This window comes from Polynucleobacter sp. AP-Nino-20-G2 (genome assembly GCF_018688235.1).
Classification (GTDB): domain Bacteria; phylum Pseudomonadota; class Gammaproteobacteria; order Burkholderiales; family Burkholderiaceae; genus Polynucleobacter.
In genome coordinates this window covers 309,590-326,121 of record NZ_CP061313.1, presented here as the reverse complement: position 1 = coordinate 326,121, position 16,532 = coordinate 309,590, and the positions used below count along the sequence as shown (strand labels likewise).

22 protein-coding genes are annotated in these 16,532 nt (G+C 42.8%); 12 read left to right on the top strand and 10 right to left on the bottom strand.

From position 1 onward, the window contains the following. Positions 1-8: 8 nt before the first annotated feature. The 3 genes from FD960_RS01795 to pcaD are packed head-to-tail and all read right to left on the bottom strand — an operon-like array spanning position 9 to position 1,675. The gene (locus FD960_RS01795; RefSeq protein WP_215299449.1) at positions 9-182 is read right to left on the bottom strand and encodes a hypothetical protein; all 174 of its coding nucleotides are present in this window, start codon (positions 180-182) and stop codon (positions 9-11) included. Between the two features lie 49 nt (positions 183-231). Then, a complete protein-coding gene (locus FD960_RS01790) occupies positions 232-810 on the bottom strand; it encodes an HdeD family acid-resistance protein (RefSeq protein ID WP_215299448.1) in 579 nt (192 codons plus the stop codon). Between the two features lie 49 nt (positions 811-859). Further along, positions 860-1,675 carry a 3-oxoadipate enol-lactonase gene (gene pcaD / locus FD960_RS01785; protein WP_215299447.1) on the bottom strand — a complete coding sequence of 272 codons (816 nt, stop codon included), beginning with the start codon at positions 1,673-1,675 and terminating at the stop codon, positions 860-862. 119 nt (positions 1,676-1,794) lie between these two features. Between pcaD and FD960_RS01780 the strand changes: the two genes are divergently transcribed. Genes FD960_RS01780 through FD960_RS01765 form a run of 4 tightly spaced genes read left to right on the top strand, consistent with a single transcriptional unit; the run spans position 1,795 to position 4,356 of the window. Further along, positions 1,795-2,787: a tripartite tricarboxylate transporter substrate binding protein gene (locus tag FD960_RS01780; protein WP_215299446.1), complete on the top strand. Its 993-nt coding sequence runs from the start codon at positions 1,795-1,797 to the stop codon at positions 2,785-2,787. Further along, positions 2,765-3,688 carry an amidohydrolase family protein gene (locus FD960_RS01775; protein WP_215299445.1) on the top strand — a complete coding sequence of 308 codons (924 nt, stop codon included), beginning with the start codon at positions 2,765-2,767 and terminating at the stop codon, positions 3,686-3,688. Before FD960_RS01780 ends, FD960_RS01775 begins: the two co-directional genes overlap by 23 nt. 40 nt (positions 3,689-3,728) lie before the next feature. Then, entirely contained in the window at positions 3,729-3,956 is a 228-nt protein-coding gene (locus FD960_RS01770; RefSeq protein WP_215299444.1) for a hypothetical protein, read from the top strand. Between the two features lie 28 nt (positions 3,957-3,984). After that, positions 3,985-4,356: a hypothetical protein gene (locus tag FD960_RS01765; protein ID WP_215299443.1), complete on the top strand. Its 372-nt coding sequence runs from the start codon at positions 3,985-3,987 to the stop codon at positions 4,354-4,356. A 78-nt stretch (positions 4,357-4,434) separates the two neighbouring features. Here FD960_RS01765 and FD960_RS01760 read toward each other — a convergent pair whose 3' ends face one another. Then, the gene (locus tag FD960_RS01760) at positions 4,435-5,160 is read right to left on the bottom strand and encodes an RES family NAD+ phosphorylase (RefSeq protein WP_251369813.1); all 726 of its coding nucleotides are present in this window, start codon (positions 5,158-5,160) and stop codon (positions 4,435-4,437) included. Further along, the gene (locus FD960_RS01755) at positions 5,120-5,497 is read right to left on the bottom strand and encodes an antitoxin Xre/MbcA/ParS toxin-binding domain-containing protein (protein WP_215299442.1); all 378 of its coding nucleotides are present in this window, start codon (positions 5,495-5,497) and stop codon (positions 5,120-5,122) included. The genes FD960_RS01760 and FD960_RS01755 overlap by 41 nt, the downstream gene beginning before the upstream one ends. A gap of 197 nt (positions 5,498-5,694) precedes the next feature. Between FD960_RS01755 and FD960_RS01750 the strand changes: the two genes are divergently transcribed. The 3 genes from FD960_RS01750 to cobA are packed head-to-tail and all read left to right on the top strand — an operon-like array spanning position 5,695 to position 8,902. Next, entirely contained in the window at positions 5,695-7,428 is a 1,734-nt protein-coding gene (locus tag FD960_RS01750; protein ID WP_215299441.1) for a nitrite/sulfite reductase, read from the top strand. Positions 7,429-7,440: 12 nt separating this feature from the next. Continuing rightward, positions 7,441-7,989: a DUF934 domain-containing protein gene (locus FD960_RS01745; protein ID WP_215299440.1), complete on the top strand. Its 549-nt coding sequence runs from the start codon at positions 7,441-7,443 to the stop codon at positions 7,987-7,989. Between the two features lie 31 nt (positions 7,990-8,020). Further along, positions 8,021-8,902 (top strand): uroporphyrinogen-III C-methyltransferase, encoded by an 882-nt coding sequence (gene cobA / locus FD960_RS01740; RefSeq protein WP_215299439.1) that lies wholly within the window; start codon positions 8,021-8,023, stop codon positions 8,900-8,902. On the opposite strand, the gene FD960_RS01735 is transcribed toward cobA, so the two are convergent. Further along, positions 8,825-9,193, bottom strand: a complete 369-nt coding sequence (locus FD960_RS01735; RefSeq protein WP_215299438.1) for a sirohydrochlorin chelatase — start codon at positions 9,191-9,193, stop codon at positions 8,825-8,827. The genes cobA and FD960_RS01735 overlap by 78 nt on opposite strands. A gap of 86 nt (positions 9,194-9,279) precedes the next feature. Between FD960_RS01735 and FD960_RS01730 the strand changes: the two genes are divergently transcribed. Together FD960_RS01730 and FD960_RS01725 are read left to right on the top strand one after the other, a co-directional pair. Then, positions 9,280-10,299: a calcium:proton antiporter gene (locus FD960_RS01730; RefSeq protein ID WP_215299437.1), complete on the top strand. Its 1,020-nt coding sequence runs from the start codon at positions 9,280-9,282 to the stop codon at positions 10,297-10,299. Positions 10,300-10,375: 76 nt separating this feature from the next. Beyond that, positions 10,376-11,458, top strand: coding sequence for a glycosyltransferase (locus tag FD960_RS01725; protein ID WP_215299436.1), 1,083 nt, complete (start codon positions 10,376-10,378; stop codon positions 11,456-11,458). Positions 11,459-11,517: 59 nt separating this feature from the next. Here the strand turns inward: FD960_RS01725 and FD960_RS10505 are convergent, their stop codons facing one another. The 3 genes from FD960_RS10505 to FD960_RS01715 all read right to left on the bottom strand — a co-directional run bounded on the left by FD960_RS10505 (position 11,518) and on the right by FD960_RS01715 (position 13,086). Then, positions 11,518-11,649, bottom strand: a complete 132-nt coding sequence (locus FD960_RS10505) for a hypothetical protein (RefSeq protein ID WP_256441753.1) — start codon at positions 11,647-11,649, stop codon at positions 11,518-11,520. A gap of 309 nt (positions 11,650-11,958) precedes the next feature. Continuing rightward, positions 11,959-12,843 (bottom strand): hypothetical protein, encoded by an 885-nt coding sequence (locus FD960_RS01720; RefSeq protein ID WP_215299435.1) that lies wholly within the window; start codon positions 12,841-12,843, stop codon positions 11,959-11,961. Positions 12,844-12,846: 3 nt separating this feature from the next. Then, positions 12,847-13,086, bottom strand: a complete 240-nt coding sequence (locus FD960_RS01715) for a helix-turn-helix domain-containing protein (protein WP_215299434.1) — start codon at positions 13,084-13,086, stop codon at positions 12,847-12,849. Positions 13,087-13,157: 71 nt separating this feature from the next. On the opposite strand from FD960_RS01715, the gene FD960_RS01710 reads away from it, so the two are divergent. The 3 genes from FD960_RS01710 (at position 13,158) to FD960_RS01700 (ending at position 15,460) form a co-directional block, all read left to right on the top strand. Next, on the top strand, positions 13,158-13,736 hold the full coding sequence (locus FD960_RS01710) for a site-specific integrase (protein ID WP_215299433.1): 579 nt from the start codon (positions 13,158-13,160) through the stop codon (positions 13,734-13,736). Further along, positions 13,700-14,182: a tyrosine-type recombinase/integrase gene (locus FD960_RS10545; protein ID WP_215299432.1), complete on the top strand. Its 483-nt coding sequence runs from the start codon at positions 13,700-13,702 to the stop codon at positions 14,180-14,182. Before FD960_RS01710 ends, FD960_RS10545 begins: the two co-directional genes overlap by 37 nt. A 264-nt stretch (positions 14,183-14,446) precedes the next feature. Beyond that, complete coding sequence (locus FD960_RS01700) at positions 14,447-15,460, top strand: hypothetical protein (RefSeq protein ID WP_215299431.1); 1,014 nt, start codon at positions 14,447-14,449, stop codon at positions 15,458-15,460. A 238-nt stretch (positions 15,461-15,698) separates the two neighbouring features. On the opposite strand, the gene FD960_RS01695 is transcribed toward FD960_RS01700, so the two are convergent. After that, positions 15,699-16,448 (bottom strand): glycosyltransferase family 2 protein, encoded by a 750-nt coding sequence (locus tag FD960_RS01695; protein WP_215299430.1) that lies wholly within the window; start codon positions 16,446-16,448, stop codon positions 15,699-15,701. Between the last annotated feature and the right edge of the window lie 84 nt (positions 16,449-16,532).

Sequence of the window (16,532 nt, the reverse complement as noted above, 5' to 3'; positions counted from 1 at the left end):
GCTTGGCATTACTTAGATTTCGCTTTGCCCATTAAAGACGCGAGCATGGGGTTGCTGCTAGCAAGCTCTTTTTTGGTCTTGGCAACATTCTCTGCCACGCCTGGCTTAGGCACCTTCTTGGCATTCTTCATGCGCTGAGCAGTGGTCAAAGCCAGGTTTTTATAGAGGTCAGTTTTTTTCATTCCAGTAGCACTTTACGTATTTGATGAACAGTCTTATTGTTGCCGACTATTACTTCGTTAATGAGCGCGCAGCCAAGCCAAGAAACAGCAATGACCAACCTTGCAATAACAACTCAATTGCGATCAAGAGTCCAGGCAACCATAAACTGGTTTCTGGATAACCGTTCATGATCAAAACGCCCATCAAGATAGAAATGGCAGAAGACAACACCAACCAAAACCACTCACGGAAATGACGGTGCTGAAATGCAGAGATGAGACGTAGTGCGCCAGTCACAAAAAAGATTGCGGCGAGCCACAGCGTAATAGCCTCTAAAGCCGGAATGGGGTATGCCCAGGTATAAATACCGGCGGCAATATACAGAATGGCCAAGAGTATTTGAATGGAAACACTCTTCCAGCCAGATGACTTAAGTGCGTGAGCAAATTGCAGAGCGCCACCAAAGATCAAGAATGCACCCAATACATTAATTGTCACAAATGAAAATAATGTCTGACCTGCGACACCAATCATTCCCAAAGCAATAAATAGCACGCCCATGCCGATGAGTGCGCCTGGCACTTTAGCTGCAGCACCTAATACTGCCGCGCGGATTTCTTTCATTTGAGCTACTGATAATTCGGCCATCACAATCTCCTATGAATAAGGCAAAACAAAGAGAAAATTCTCTTACTGCTTATAAGCTATCGTCGACTGAGTCAATAAACTGACGAACTGCCTGATTAAACAACTCTGGCTGCTCAATATTCGATAAATGCGCCGCATCTTCCAAGATCACCATCTTTGATCCATCAATCATCCGATTCAGAACGATACCCTGCTCCACCGTACAAGCGGGATCTTTGCGTCCAGACAATACCAAGGTAGGCGCTTTAATCTTTAACAACATCGTACTTTGCGCCATATCCTGAACAGCGCGCCCACAAGCCATGTAACCATTGACGTCGGTACCCATGATCATTTCACGAACCTTTTGAATATCCTGCGGCGCGCGATCAATAAAGGGAGCAGTAAACCAGCGTTTAATCGTACCTTCTACTAGACCTGCAATGCCTTCAGTACGGGCGATTTCAAATCTTTCTTCCCAGAGGCTGCGGGGTGGCATTTCGCTTGCGCTATTGCATAGAGATAGGGAATAGATGCGCTCTGGATAACGAGCACCCAACTGTTGCCCAATCATTCCACCAATCGACAATCCAATGAAATGCACCTTATCAATCTTGAGCGCATCCAGCAATCCAACCGCATCATCAGCCAATTGCGCAATGCTATATGGGCCAGTTGTTGTGCCGGAGGCGCCATGGCCACGCTTGTCATAGCGCAACACACGATAACGATCAGCAAAAGCGGGCACATTCCAGTCCCACATTGCGCCATTGGCCATCAAGCTATTGGCAATCAAAATCACATGCCCATCTTTAGGGCCATCAAAACGATAAGCAATATCGACCCCGTTTACCTTGACGATCTGTGCATCTAGCAATTGACTCATTTATCTCCGCCTCTTTTGGCTAATTTCATGTTTTTACCTCCCTAATCAGGATCATGGAGATCTTGAAAGGAGCGTGGTAGATTATCCAACGAAACTATAAAAACAACTAAGGAGATACGATGTTCTCATTGCGCGATTCTGCTGCTCGCATTCCACACTTGCTCTTAGGCGCCCTAGCCAGCTTAAGCCTGATGAGCCATTCTGCTCATGCCCAGAACTTTCCAAATCGAACGGTCAAGATGGTGGTGCCCCTAACTACCGGTTCTGGTGCTGATATTGCAGGTCGCGTGGTAGCCAAAAGCTTGACCGAGACCTGGAAACAACCCGTCATTATTGAAAACCGGCCAGGAGCCGGCGGCCTGATCGGCACTGGCGTAGTCGTGAATGCCGATCCAGATGGCTACACATTACTAGTGCAATCAGCATCGTATGCAGCCAATCCCGCTATTTATAAGAAACTGCCTTATGACCCCCTCAAAAGCCTGATCGACGTCGATATCTTGGGTCAGACACCATACGTCATGATTACTGCCGCAGATAGCCCTTATCAAACCATCCGGGATCTGGTCATTGCCGCCAAATCCAAACCCGATGAAATCACCTTTGCTTCCGCAGGCGTTGGTAGTTCAACCCATCTCGCAGCAGAATACTTTAACCAGATGATGGGCATCAAACTGACTCATGTCCCGTATAAAGGCTCACCCGAAGCGATTCAGGACACCATGTCCGGCAGAACGGCTTTTTATATGGCGCCGTTAGATACCGCCATTGGGCAACTAAGAGGTAGCAAAGTTCGTGCTCTAGGCGTGACCAGCAAAACGCGTAATGCGACAGTCCCAGAAATTCCTAGCATCGCCGAGCAAGGCTATTCTAATTTTGATATTGGTCTGTGGTTTGGCGTCTGGGCACCTGCCGGAACACCTGCTGCGATTGTGAAGAAAATCAATCACGACATTAACGCAGCGATGCAAAGTCCAGAAGTAAAAGCAGCATACGAAGCAAAAGGAATTAAGGCAACACCTATGAGCCCACAAGAGTTCAGCAAATTTGTTCGTGAAGAAATGGCCAAGTATCAAAAGATTGCCAAAGATGCAAACATCGAACCTCAATAGTTCAATGCCAGTATTCGATGCTCCACTCTGCCAAGCTCCCGATGCAGAAATACGATCACCCAAGATTGCATTTCCAGCGGGGGCGGTAGATTGCCATGCCCATGTATGTGGGCCAGCCAGCCAATTTCCGTATGCCAAGGAGCGCATCTACACACCACCAGATGCAACACTTGAGCAATACGAACATTTGCTCAACATGCTGGGCATTGATCGTGCTGTTTTGGTTCAGCCCAGCGTATACGGAACAGACAATCGTGCAATGCTCTCAGCGCTATCACTAAACCCTAGTAAGTTTCGCGGTGTAGCGGTATTGGATCAGAATATCTCCGATACAGAATTGGAACAGATGCATCAACTGGGCGTTCGTGGGGTGCGCTGCAATATTGTCGATGTTGCTGATAAGTCTGCCGGCCTTCCCATCAAAGCACTGCGAGAACTGGCGCAACGTATTCAACCCTTTGGTTGGCATCTAGAGTTACTCATGCACGCCAATGAATTTCCCGATCTTGAAAAAACTTTTGAGAACTTTCCGGTAGATTTAGTCTTTGGGCACTTTGGTTATACCCATGCAAAACATGGAGTTCAAGACAAAGGCTTTCAAGGTCTATTAGGGCTATTACGAAATGCAGCGGCATGGGTCAAGATGACCGGCCCCTATCGCATTGGTGATGGTGATTTACCCTATGCTGATATGCGCCCTTTCAATGAGGCTGTGCTCCTCGCAAATCCAAGGCGCTTGATTTGGGGTAGTGATTGGCCCCATGTGATGGTGAAGAAGAAAATGCCGCACGATGCAGACCTATGCGACCTTTTTGGATCTTGGGTAAGCGACCCCGTCCTGAGAAAGACGATATTAGTTGATAACCCCTGTATCCTGTATGACTTTCCTGCCATCGGCTAGGAATTCGACAGAAATTCGCAATCAGAAAGAAGACCTTTAAATGGATACTACTTTTACCGTTGTTTTAGGCATTGTGGCAATGCTGCTCCCCCTCGTTGTTGCTCGTTTAGTGTGGAAGCGTTTTGACCAATACTTTGGTCGCAATGATGAAGCCTATATGGATAGCCTCGAATACTTTCTCAAGAAACTGGGCATTACGATTTTGGTGGCCTTCATTCTCTTATGGCTCGGCATCAGCCTAGTCTTTAGTGGCAGTCCGAACTACTAAACAAGTCCATCAATAGCCAGAAACCATCATGAACGATCAACTCAAAACTATTCTGATGAAGGCAAAGCTGAACTTTGCCATCCTGGGTAGCATCCTGGTTCTAGCCATTGTTGGCAAAATCGTCAACCCAGAACTCACGAACAGCATCTTCCTGATGGCCGATCAATTGGTTTCTGAATTGATTCTGCTATTTGTCGCCATTACCCTGGGCGCATTCATTCCGAACTTCAAATTGGTGGTGTTTGGAGCAATCGCCGCTTTCATTGCGGCAGCTGTAGCCATACAAACAGGACTTTTTACTTACCTCACCCTCGACTATCTATTTGCGGTTCTACTAGTTGTCTTAGGCTTTGCCTCTATTGCGAACCTCTATAGGCACTATAGGGAATTCAGCCTCTAGTCGCCCGACTGGCAATACAAGATGAAGAAATAAAGCCCCAATTGATTGGCGCTTTATTTTTAAGTGTTAGATAAGGCATTACCCACCTTCAACCCATGGAGACGTTGAAAAGGTGTAAGCCTCACTCTGACTCCTTAAGGTGACTGCAGCATGATTAACAGACAAAAACCAAGACTGTTCATCAATTTTTGGTTTTATTGTCCTGAAAACATCTGGATCCAGAATTGCGACACACCATGATGGATTCTTGTCTCGAACAGATTCGTAAACAATCGCCTGAATATCCGCCTTTCTTGCTACACGAGCAATTTCTTGTGTATTGAGATATTGACTAGAATCACCCCAGACTCTGGCATCTTCAGAAAAAGGGGGCAACCTCAGATCAACGGCATGGCAAGATGGGTCACAAGAAAACACCGTATGGGCAATAGGACCCAAGCAGTTCAATTCCAAAGCATCTTTTAAAAAACGCCAGCGCCAATATCCAAGCTCTGCACCTGCAGTTCGAATAGATTGGGCGCCATAGAAAACTCCTGGATCAATTTCCGATCGAAATCGAGATCCCCCTCGTTTTGGGTGATACCGAAATGGGGTTGCGAATAAGTAATCGAGGCTTGCAGTTCCTGGCCGAAAAGAAGGTTTACTAGCTTCAAGTAATGACTCCAGAGTCTGTTGCTCCTCCAAGCCATCCACCAACTTCATTGTCGAGGCAATATGTTGAGCCTCCACAATTCGCCAAACCTTTTCCTTCCAGGGAAATGCTTCAGACGATACCGCGTGAGGAGTCCAAGTATTGAACGACACGTACCAATCCTTCCGTTGTTACTATTAAGGCAATGGGCTTGGCATGCAAACCTAAATTGTCACTATTGAGCCATTGACGCGCTATCTGATCATCGCTCACGATCGAATCAAGGGATCGATATAAACGCACAAAAAGGAGTGAAAATTCCCATTCCTTTGCCCCCTCTTTTATCTCATATCCACCTTGGTAGAGACGGGTAATGGTTGGGGGGCTAAGCCCTAATACCCGAGATAACAATGCATGTGAAATCTGTAATCGATCCGCAACTCGAATAACCGCTTTAGCCAAGACGCTTGCTGGACTGGAGATGGGTTGCATTTGATGTGCTAGAGCCATGATGATGAAGTCTTTAGTTTCATTGGAAATATTATTACATAATAATTTCTATGGAAATTATCCCAGTTAAATCAAGGGGTATCAGCCCAATATCAAGGCTAAACCCAATTTTCATGGCTTTATATATCTTTTTAGTTATATAGACTCAATATTTAATTCGTTGTAGAAATACTCAAGCCACTAGACAATGTGTGCCTATGTATAAATACGACCATATTGACCAAACCCTTGTAGATCAACGGGTTGCCCAATTCCGAGACCAGGTTGAGCGCCGCCTCAATGGCACCTTAGCCGAAGAAGAGTTTCGCCCTTTACGCCTGCAAAACGGTTTGTACCATCAGCGCCATGCCTACATGTTGCGCGTTGCCATTCCTTACGGCTTATTAAGTGCCAAGCAATTACGCACCCTCGCCTTTATTGCCGACAAATACGATCGTGGTTATGGTCACTTTACGACCCGTCAAAATATTCAATACAACTGGGTGGAGTTAGAGCAGACCCCCGATATCTTGGCCGAGTTAGCCAAGGTCGAGATGCATGCCATTCAGACCTCAGGCAACTGTATTCGTAACATTACGAGTGATGCCTTCGCAGGGGTTGCTGGCGATGAATACATTGATCCAAGACCCATCTGCGAGCTACTGCGCCAATGGTCCACCCTGCATCCAGAGTTTGCACACTTGCCACGTAAATTTAAGTTTGCAATCAATGGTGCTAAAGAAGACCGCACTGTCTTGCTTTGCCATGATGTTGGCATTGAACTGAAGAAAAATCCCGAAGGTGAACTCACTGCTGATATCTATGCGGGCGGCGGCATGGGTCGCACCCCGATTTTGGGTTCATTGATTAAGCAAGATGTTCCTTGGCAAGTGTTACCCAGTTATCTGACTGCACTATTGCGCGTATATAACCGCTTTGGCAGAAGAGACAATCTATACAAAGCGCGTATCAAGATCTTAGTAAAGGCTTTAGGCCCAGAAGAATTCGCACGCCAAGTGGAAGGTGAATGGGCGCAGTTACACAACGCAAGCAAAAATAGCAAAGATAACTTCACTCAAGCTGAATGGGATCGTGTTGCGAAACACTTTACTAAGCCAAGTTATAAATCATTAACAGCTGTAGACAATGAGCAGTTAGCCGCTCGCTTCACAGCAGACTTAGATGCTAATGAAAAAATTGCCTTTACCCGTTGGTTAGAGCGCAATGTCAAACCGCATCAAGTGCCTGGCTATGCTTCAGTGATCTTGTCACTCAAACCCCATGGCACCGCCGCTCCAGGCGATGCAACTAGCGCCCAAATGAACGCCATTGCTGATCTCTCTGATCAATTTAGTTTTGGTGAATTACGCGTTACTCACGAACAGAACTTAGTGCTGGCAGATGTTGAACAAGCGGAATTACTCAATCTCTGGCGTGCTGCCAAACAGCAAAACCTCGTGCTACCAAACATTGGCTTGCTCACCGACATCATTGCATGCCCAGGTGGTGATTTCTGCTCATTGGCTAATGCCAAATCCCTGCCCATTGCTAAAGCAATTCAAGAGCGTTTTGATGACTTGGATTACTTGCATGACTTAGGTGGTATCACTTTAAACATCTCTGGCTGCATCAACTCTTGTGGCCATCATCACGTTGGCAATATCGGCGTTCTTGGTGTAGATAAAGATGGTGAAGAGTGGTATCAAATTACTCTCGGTGGCGAACAAGGCAATGATGCCTCCATTGGCAAAGTCATTGGGCCTTCTTTCTACGCCAATGAAATTCCCGATGTGATGACTAGCCTCATTAATACTTATATAGAGCAACGCACTGGTGATGAACCCTTTATCGATACTTACCGCCGTTTAGGTGTAACACCCTTTAAAGAGGCCGCCTATAAGAACGCATTAAATAAAAATGATGCTAAGCACTCCAAAGGGGCGACAGCCTAATCCTGGAAAACTATGAACAAGCAAATTATTTCTTTTCCAAAAGACGGCAAGCCCACCCTCATCGCCAATGAATGGCAGGTTTGGGATGGCGAGCGTGATGAAGGCGGCATTCCAGATCTGGAGCATGGATTCCACAAGGTATTGGTGCCATTTCATTGGTGGATTACTCATCATAAAAACACTGATGTAATAAATAGAGCAAGCAAAGGCGAGATTGGCGTTTGGTTTGCTGCTGATGATGACATCCTCAAGCATGCTGACATTATTGAAGCGGGTAAAGCCTTATGGCCCGTGGTTGGTGCGCACTTCCCTATCTTTAGAGACGGCAGAAGCTTTAGTACTGCAGCCCTCCTCAGAGATCGATTTGATTGGCAAGGTGAAGTTCGTGCGATTGGGGATGTCTTAATTGATCAACTCTTGCAAGGCGCACGAGTGGGCTTTGATGCTTTTGAACTGCGTCCGGATCAAAAGCTCGATGTTGCTCCCAAGCAATTCGATCTTTTCTCAGTGGTAACGCAAAACAGCTGGCGTGATCAACGCGCAACGATTGCGACAGCCTAAAAAACATCAAAGATCAAAGATTAAAAACGTCATGACAACTTCTACTCTCGGTAAAGTCTATTTGGTTGGTGCCGGCCCTGGCGCCGCTGACCTAATCACCGTGCGTGGCGCCAAGTTGCTCGAGCAAGCAGATATTGTGTTTCATGATGCGTTGGTAGATTCAGCAATGCTAGAGCTCTGCCCTCAAGCGATTAAGGTGCCTGCAGGAAAACGCTGCGGCATGCTATCTTCAGCGCAGCACTTCATCAATAAACGACTGATTGATGCCGCAAAAAAATATCAAGTAATCGTTCGCCTCAAAGGGGGTGATCCCATGATGTTTGGTCGTGCTGATGAAGAGATCCAAGCACTCAAAGATCACCAGATTGAAGTGGAAGTTGTGCCTGGCATTACTGCCGCATTGGCGGGTGCAGCAGCTATTCAGCAATCACTGACATTACGGGGCGTGAGCAGAAGTGTGGCTTTTGTAACCTTGGCACAAGCCACTGAAGGTACGGAAAACGTAGCAAGTAAATCAGAAGAAAAACGTAATCAATTACTACGTAATAAACCCCTACAAAATCCTACTGCAGATACTCTTGTGTACTACATGGGACGCAAGGACGCTGCCAAGATAGCGCAGCAATTAATACAAGGTAGCCCTAATCAGACTGCCGATACACCAGTACATATTCTGGAAGCAGTTAGCACCCAAAATGAGCGTCATTGGTCTAGCACTCTAGGCGAGCTCTCGAAAGGCAAGGCGGATCAGTGGTTTGATGGGAATTCACCAGCATTGATTATGGTTGGCGAAGCTTTACGAGAAAAGCAGCAGACAAAGAATCAAGCAATCGAGTTACAAAGCCCTAGCACCAAAGTCAATGATGGCTTGCAAGACAGCGAGATCATCACCAACAGCAGGCGTAGCGCTTAAAGTCACCCCGGGGAATTTTTCTCGACAGGCAGAGAGTAGTACCGGAAAGTCATTGCGCAAATGGCCGCCTTGGCCAAAAAAGACAGGCACAACCACCACCTCTGTAGCACCAGCAGCCACCTGCGAAGCAATCGCCTGCTCTAGGTTGGGCTCCATGAGCTCCAAAAAGGCCAATTCCACAGGAGTACTAGGATGTTGCGCTTTCCAGAGCGAAGCCAGGCGATCAAAAGGCTCGCGCCAACGCACATCACGGGCACCATGACCAAATAAGACGATTGCTTTCGTATTCATGCAAACCTTTTAAACTATCAATAATTAATTACCCAAGCTTACCCTGAATTTAAACGCCTCACCCATATATATAGACCAGATCGAATATGACAAATCTACTTAACCAAACCTGGTTCATCGTCTTGATGGGTGCAATTCTCATTGGGGCCGTACTTTCAGCAGTTCATCATGCCGAAGTGATTGCGCATAAAACCGGTGAGCCATACGGCACATTGGTCTTATCCATTAGCGTCACCATTATCGAGGTCTCACTCATCATTGCCATGATGTTAGCTGGTCATGAAGGTTCTGAATTTATCGCACGCGATGCCGTTTTTGCAACCGTCATGATTGTGATTAATGGGGTGATTGGTCTATGTATCTTCATGGGCGGATTTAAGCATTATGAGATGTCATTTCGCAATGAAGGAACAAATTCCGCATTAGCAGTACTTACCGCTTTGGCGACATTCATTCTGGTAATGCCGATAGTGACAACGAGCACACCAGGGCCGGACTTTACAAAGAGCCAGCTAGCATTTGCTGGCATTGCCTCCTTTGCTCTATATGGCGCCTTCTTATTCTTCCAAACAGTAAGCCATCGTGACTACTATCTACCTAAAGCAGAAGACCAAAAGGTCGATAGCGATACACATGCAGACAAGCCAAGCAATCTAAAAACTAGCATCAGCGTAGTTTTATTGCTAATCTCGCTTGCTGTGGTGGTGGGTTTAGCTGAAGCGCTCAATCCTGCAATTGAGGCTGGAGTAAAAGCAGCGGGCGCACCCAAGACAGTGGTGGGCATCGCCATTGCGATGCTAGTGCTGATGCCAGAAGCCTATGCAGCGGTGAGAGCTGCTAGAGCCAACCGTCTGCAAAGTAGCCTAAACCTAGCCTTAGGCTCGGCCTTGGCCAGCATTGGACTAACCATCCCAACAGTAGCGGCAATAGCCATCTTCTTCAATCTGCCATTAAGTCTGGGTATTAGCTCATTAAATATGACCTTGATGTACCTGTCATTCTTTATTGGCGCCTTAACTCTGGCAATTGGTAGAACCACCCTACTGCAAGGTGTGGTGCACTTAATTATCTTCTTTGAGTTCTTGTTTTTAAGTTTGGTGCCTTAATCATATTTAGGCATGTTGGAACTCGAACTATGGCTTATTTCTCCTATAAACCAGTTTAAGAATTTATAATGACCGAATGACTGGTTTATTGGCCGCATTTTTCTCTTCCTTTATCGCCACATTGCTGATTATTCGTTTTCAGCATTTGCATAATCATATTTCAGCAGATTCGGATTTATCAGGGCCACAGAAATTTCATAAAATTTCCGTTCCTAGAATCGGTGGCATTAGCATTGCAGCGGGGATTTTTACTGCCACACTCTTTCGCCTTCAATCCAATCCAGGCGCCAGTCTTGAAGCAACTCTGCTAGTTTGCGCAATTCCGACTTTTGCGATTGGCTTAACGGAAGACCTCACTAAAAGAGTGGGGGTCAAGTCCCGACTCCTGTTCACTGCGATCGGAGCTGCAATGGCAGCAATCTATCTCGGAGCAAAAATCACTAGATTAGATATTCCAGGCGTGGATTACTTGATTGCACTCCCAGGCGTTGGTTTAATTTTGACGATCTTTGCTGTTACCGGCCTAGCCAATGCCTATAACATTATCGATGGCTTCAACGGTCTATCAAGCATGGTTGGCATCATTACGCTGATGGGCCTAACGTATGTAAGCTATACCGTTGGTGATCCCCTCATGATGTATTTGAGCCTCGTCATGGCAGCATCTATTTTGGGATTTTTCCTATGGAACTATCCAAGAGGCCTCATTTTCCTAGGTGATGGCGGGGCCTACTTAATTGGCTTTTGGATTTCAATCGTTACCGTCTTACTTGTGGCGCGCCATCACAATATTTCACCTTGGTTTGCATTGCTTATAAATGCTTACCCGATCCTAGAAACGCTATTCACTATTTATAGAAGAAAAATTCATCAAGGTATAAATCCGGGATTGCCTGATGGCATTCACTTTCATACGCTCATCTTTAGAAGAATTCTGAATCCGATTTGCAATACGCAAAAGGGCGACATCTTCACAGCCAATGCTAAGACCTCGCCTTATCTTTGGGTCTTAACTGCGATGGCAATAGTTCCAGCCATCCTATATTGGAATTCAACCTACATCCTCATTACCTGCTCAATCATATTCACGGTAAACTATGTTTGGCTATACAAAAAGATTGTGACCTTCAAAACACCGGACTGGATGCATCCTTACTAATTCACAAAACCAAGTGAGCCAAGAATCTCACATAGTACGACACATCTTTGAATGACAAATCATTTAAAGAATTTGAGTGTACTCAAAATCTGCCACACCAAAATCAGAACAACTAAAGTGGCAACCACCACAAGACTCAACTCAATACGAAAGAGCTTTGATCGTTTATGAATATATTCAATGGATAGCATGGCGATTCCTTAAGCAATCGAAAGATTGAGCATAAAAATATCAATGAAATATTGCTATCAGATGTAGTTGATTTGAAAGAATGAAAATTCTTACAGCTGCAACTTAAGTGATTGATATATGGCATTAGCGGGCGCTTCTCATTACATAATCCCAGTAAAGTAGCGAGATCTAGCGAGTCCCCTACCATTCTCTAAATGAGAATGAGTCCGTTTTGTAAATTGGGTGATTTTTGCAGGGTAGCTCAAAATCCTCAATCTAAATACGTCTTATTTAGATTAACAGGTAAAAAAATAGGACTCGAAGACTCGTTACTCCGAGGCACTATCTTCGCCTGAATCGACTACGTTTCGCGAAGCCACATCAACCACTTGCATCTTGCGCTTCCACTCCTGGTGTTTGCGTAGCTCACTTAAGGTACGATAAAAGTTCCGACGTAAATCATCAAAGGCCCTGCTCGGCCTCTCGTTTTGCATGAGCTCCATCAGGCGCTTATCCTTAACAACCTGCAACTCTTGCTCAATCTGAGAGCGGTTGTCACAAAACCAAATCATTTGGTTTAAGTCTTCAATCGCAATTTTTAAGAAATAATTCCAAAAGAGCTCCGCCTCACCATCATCATTTTCAATCTCATAATGAAGCACATTCTTAGCTATTGGATTGGTAAACCCATAATGATCAATATACTCCACCAACTTTTTATGAATTAATGGATGAGACTTCTCAAGCCCTTCAAGCTCCTCGATAGTGGCTCCCTTGACTTGAAAGCGCTCGGCGTAAGCCTTAGCTAACTCTGCCTCGTTTTTAATCTCACCTGTATAGCTTGATAGACGATGGAGATTGGATTCAACTTTATGAGACGAAAGATATTGAGTATCTTTTTTATCAAAATAATCTAAAGGTGCATTAAGGCGAGCTAGCGTAAATCGTAGCTCGAGATTTTCAAGACGAATTTTCTTCCAAGCCAGCACTGCAAGATCACGCACCATCGCAATCTCGGCCATGTCTTCTGGATGAAAGTCTCTAACGAATTGATCTTCAATTTGACGAAACTGAGACTCGTCCTCACCCGGCAAAATCAAGGTATTGGAATAGGCACCAGTCTTTAATGCATTTTGTGACGCAATCTTTTTACCCTCATCCGTTTGTGGTCCGCCCGAGCGACTTGATTTGGTGACAGATGAGGACTCGGCCATGATTTAGCCCTTATTAAATAGTCGAACACCAGGACCATCATCAGGGGTGCCAATGAATTCGATGCCAGAGCTCTCAAGGGTACGCTTAACAGAATCAAGCGTCTTGATGTTGGCAGACGGCACACCGTCAAAGGACTCTAGACGCACAAGAGTTGTAAATCCAATTCCAGACAATTCAGCCAGTTTCGCCGTTGTAAGCCCAAGCAAAGCACGCGCAGCCTTAATTTGACCACTTGTAATCAAGATTAAATTAACCTATAATGATATTATTTATTGTATTTAAGTAATATTTGATATCTTATTGGAGATAAAAAATGCTTATTAATCAAGATTTTGCACAATCCAGACCCAAAAGTCCAGTTAAAAGAAAATTGAAGTTGGTTAAGAGTAACAATCTAGAGATAGAGGAAACCAGTCAGCTATCAGATATAAATCAAGATACAAAACTTTTTCAAGAAACCATCGTTAAAATTGAAGGCGCTTATGCACAGGCTACGATTCGCGCTTATCGCGCTGACTTTAATGATTTCATTTATTTTTGCCATGACAGAAATGCCAATGCACTTCCAGCTCAGCCCATCTTAGTTGTGCAATACATTTGTAAATTGACGGATAGTGGCAGATCATCAGCGAGTATTCGACGAGCCTTGTGTGGACTATCTGCTATTCATAAACTCAACCGCTTCGAAGACCCTGCTAAAGATCCTGATGTAGCTTTAGAGATGCGAAGAATGCATCGCAAGTTAGGACGCTCCTGCAGTCAAGCTGGCAGCATCAATATAGAAACCTTGGAGAAGTTGTTATTAGCTACCGATGATTCCATTAGAGGCATTCGCGAGATAGGGTTTTATTGCTGGTGGCCTATGACACCCTATGCAGACGTACTGAATTAGTCTCGCTACAAGTCAGGGATGTCAAAATCAACATTCAGAATGGTACTGAGACTTCATCCATTCTCCTGAGAAAAAGTAAGACAGATCAAGACTCCACGGGGAAATGGCTACACCTAAGTCAAAGAGCCCACCTAGCATTGGTGGAGTGGATGAAAGAGCTTCCTGAGGGACAGGAATACCTCATGGTCGGCATTAACCGTGGAGGAAGAATTTCATTTAGTAATCTGGGCTCAGGTCAGGTCAATCGCATCTACAAACGAATAGCTAGGAATGCAGGTCTTAATGAATCAGTTATTAAAAGGATCAGCGGACACTCAATGAGAGTAGGTGCCGCGCAGGATTTACTAAATTCGGGAGCAAGTATGCCAATCATCATGCAGCGCGGAAGATGGTCAAAGACTGATACTGTTATGAGATATTTAGAGCACATCGGTTGCGCGAGCTAGGCCTTAACAGTCTAGAGTTAAACACCAAATCCCACGGTAATTGTCCATAAAGAGAAGATGACCAACTCAAAAGGGGTGTATTTATCAAATATTCATTTCCAATCCTAAAATTAACATTTTAAAAATTAATAAATAGAAATATATATGCATATGATAAAGTTGGCATTAAAAATAAAGATTCCAGATTAGATTTATGATAATAGATTAGGAATTATTTATTAAATTTAATTAAATGATTAATAAGTTAAAGTAAAGAGAAATAAATTGAATATTCTAAATGCATCTGATAAATACATGACCATAAAAAGAAATTATAAATATATTCCTTATTATTTAGCAACATACACTTTCTTAATAAGTATTATTTTTATGCCACTTTATCAGAGCGGCGACCAAACACTTTATAGAACATTCCACGAAATAATGATAGAAAATAGTGAATTAGCTAAATCTTACTATATAGAAAAAATTGGTGCTTCTGATATGGGGTATTACTATCTTATAAAAATACTCTACTTTGTAAATAAAGACTGGCTAATAATATTAGCCAATACAGTTATAGGGATTTTATTTGGACTAATTCTGAGGGATTATAATGTTAGTAAATTAACAGTTCTATTTTTATCTACAAACTACTATTACTTTGTCCTACTATTTTCATTAGAAAGATTAAAATTTTCAATTATTTTTATACTGATATCAATATTAATACAAAAATTATACCTTCGCTACATACTTCAAGGTATTGCCTTATTTATTCATACACAAAGTATTTTTTTAATCTACCTAATAGATTCGTATATGCTATTAAATGTAGGTATAAAAGAAATTTTCTACTATATACGATATAATTTATTGTATGTGCTATTTTTATCAGCCTGTATTATTTTTTTATTTATATGCTTTATTGATTTAGAAAAAATAGTGAGTAAAATAAATTTTTATTATAGTCAACCAATTGATGATTTATCGGCTATAAAATCTATTATATTATTATCTATTATATTTTATTTAGGTGGAATAGAAAATATTAAGGTGCCATTTTTAACATTTCCAATATTTTTAGTTACATTTTTTTTGGGGGGTGAAAGGATTAACATAATTTTATTTAGCATTATTATTTATCTATCTATTATTAATAATAAATCAAATAAAATATTTTTCACAATTTGTACATACTATAGTATTTCTGGATTAGCATTCCTAATAAATATTATTAAATATGGCAATGGAGATAATTCAAACATATTTAAATTATTTATAAGGCTTTTAGAATAACTATAAATAAAAAATGATGTCTTAAAGGTGTGAAGATGTCCAAAACAGTTATTCCTTGGAATCCCTTCTCCAATCCTCACAAGATTTACTAAAAAAAATTTCTAACTGATGAGTTAAAAGCCTCGCCTACCCTCATTTATTTATAGTGAAGGTGAAGAAAATTGAAGTATAAATAGTTAAAATTAAAAGCTTATAGCATGCAGCAATTGGGCTAATTTAAAAGTCACCCACCTAAGATCTACAAAAACTGAAAAATCTTAGTGAAGTTTTTTAAAATTAATGCCTTAAGTGCGCTAAAGCGACAAAAACCAACAGAACGAAGCACCATCCAATCCTCATAAGACTTTTTAAAGATGGCTGAAAAAGAATGATTGCTGGTACCGCCCAGCCTCATTTGAACTAGAACCTTGTTAAGGTATACAGTCTTAAATTCAGGAATTGAAAACAATTTCAAAATACTCAAATAATCAGCGGCAATTCGATACTTATCATTGAAGCCTCCTATGCGCACATACCACTCTCGACGAACGAATAAAGTTGGATGGGGCGGCATCCAACCCGCGCCTAATAAATTATAAGAAAAACTTGAGGATCTCCATCTTCTGATAACTTTTTCAATATTATACTTATCAACATAGACAAGATCTCCATAGACACCCTCAACCGAAGGGTCCGAAAATGCAAAAGCAATATCACTCAAAACGCTGGAATTGGCAAAAACATCATCCGCATGTAAGAAACCAATAATCTCACCAGATGATATTTTTAGCCCCTTATTCAGTGCATCATAAATACCACGATCTGATTCACTGACCAAAATAGCAGACTTTGACATTGATTTATTAAGAATATCTAAAGTACCATCAGTAGATGCTCCATCAATAATAATATGTTCAACCTGAGGATAGTTTTGCTCGCGAAGACTGGCAAGAGAGGCGCCGATAGTTTCTGAGGCGTTAAATACAACAGTAATTATTGATATTTTCATTTAAATAAATTAACGGCAGTAAAATCAATCTTATATGCCTCCATCATCAGCTGGTGCACTAGTTATGGTATCTTATACATTAAA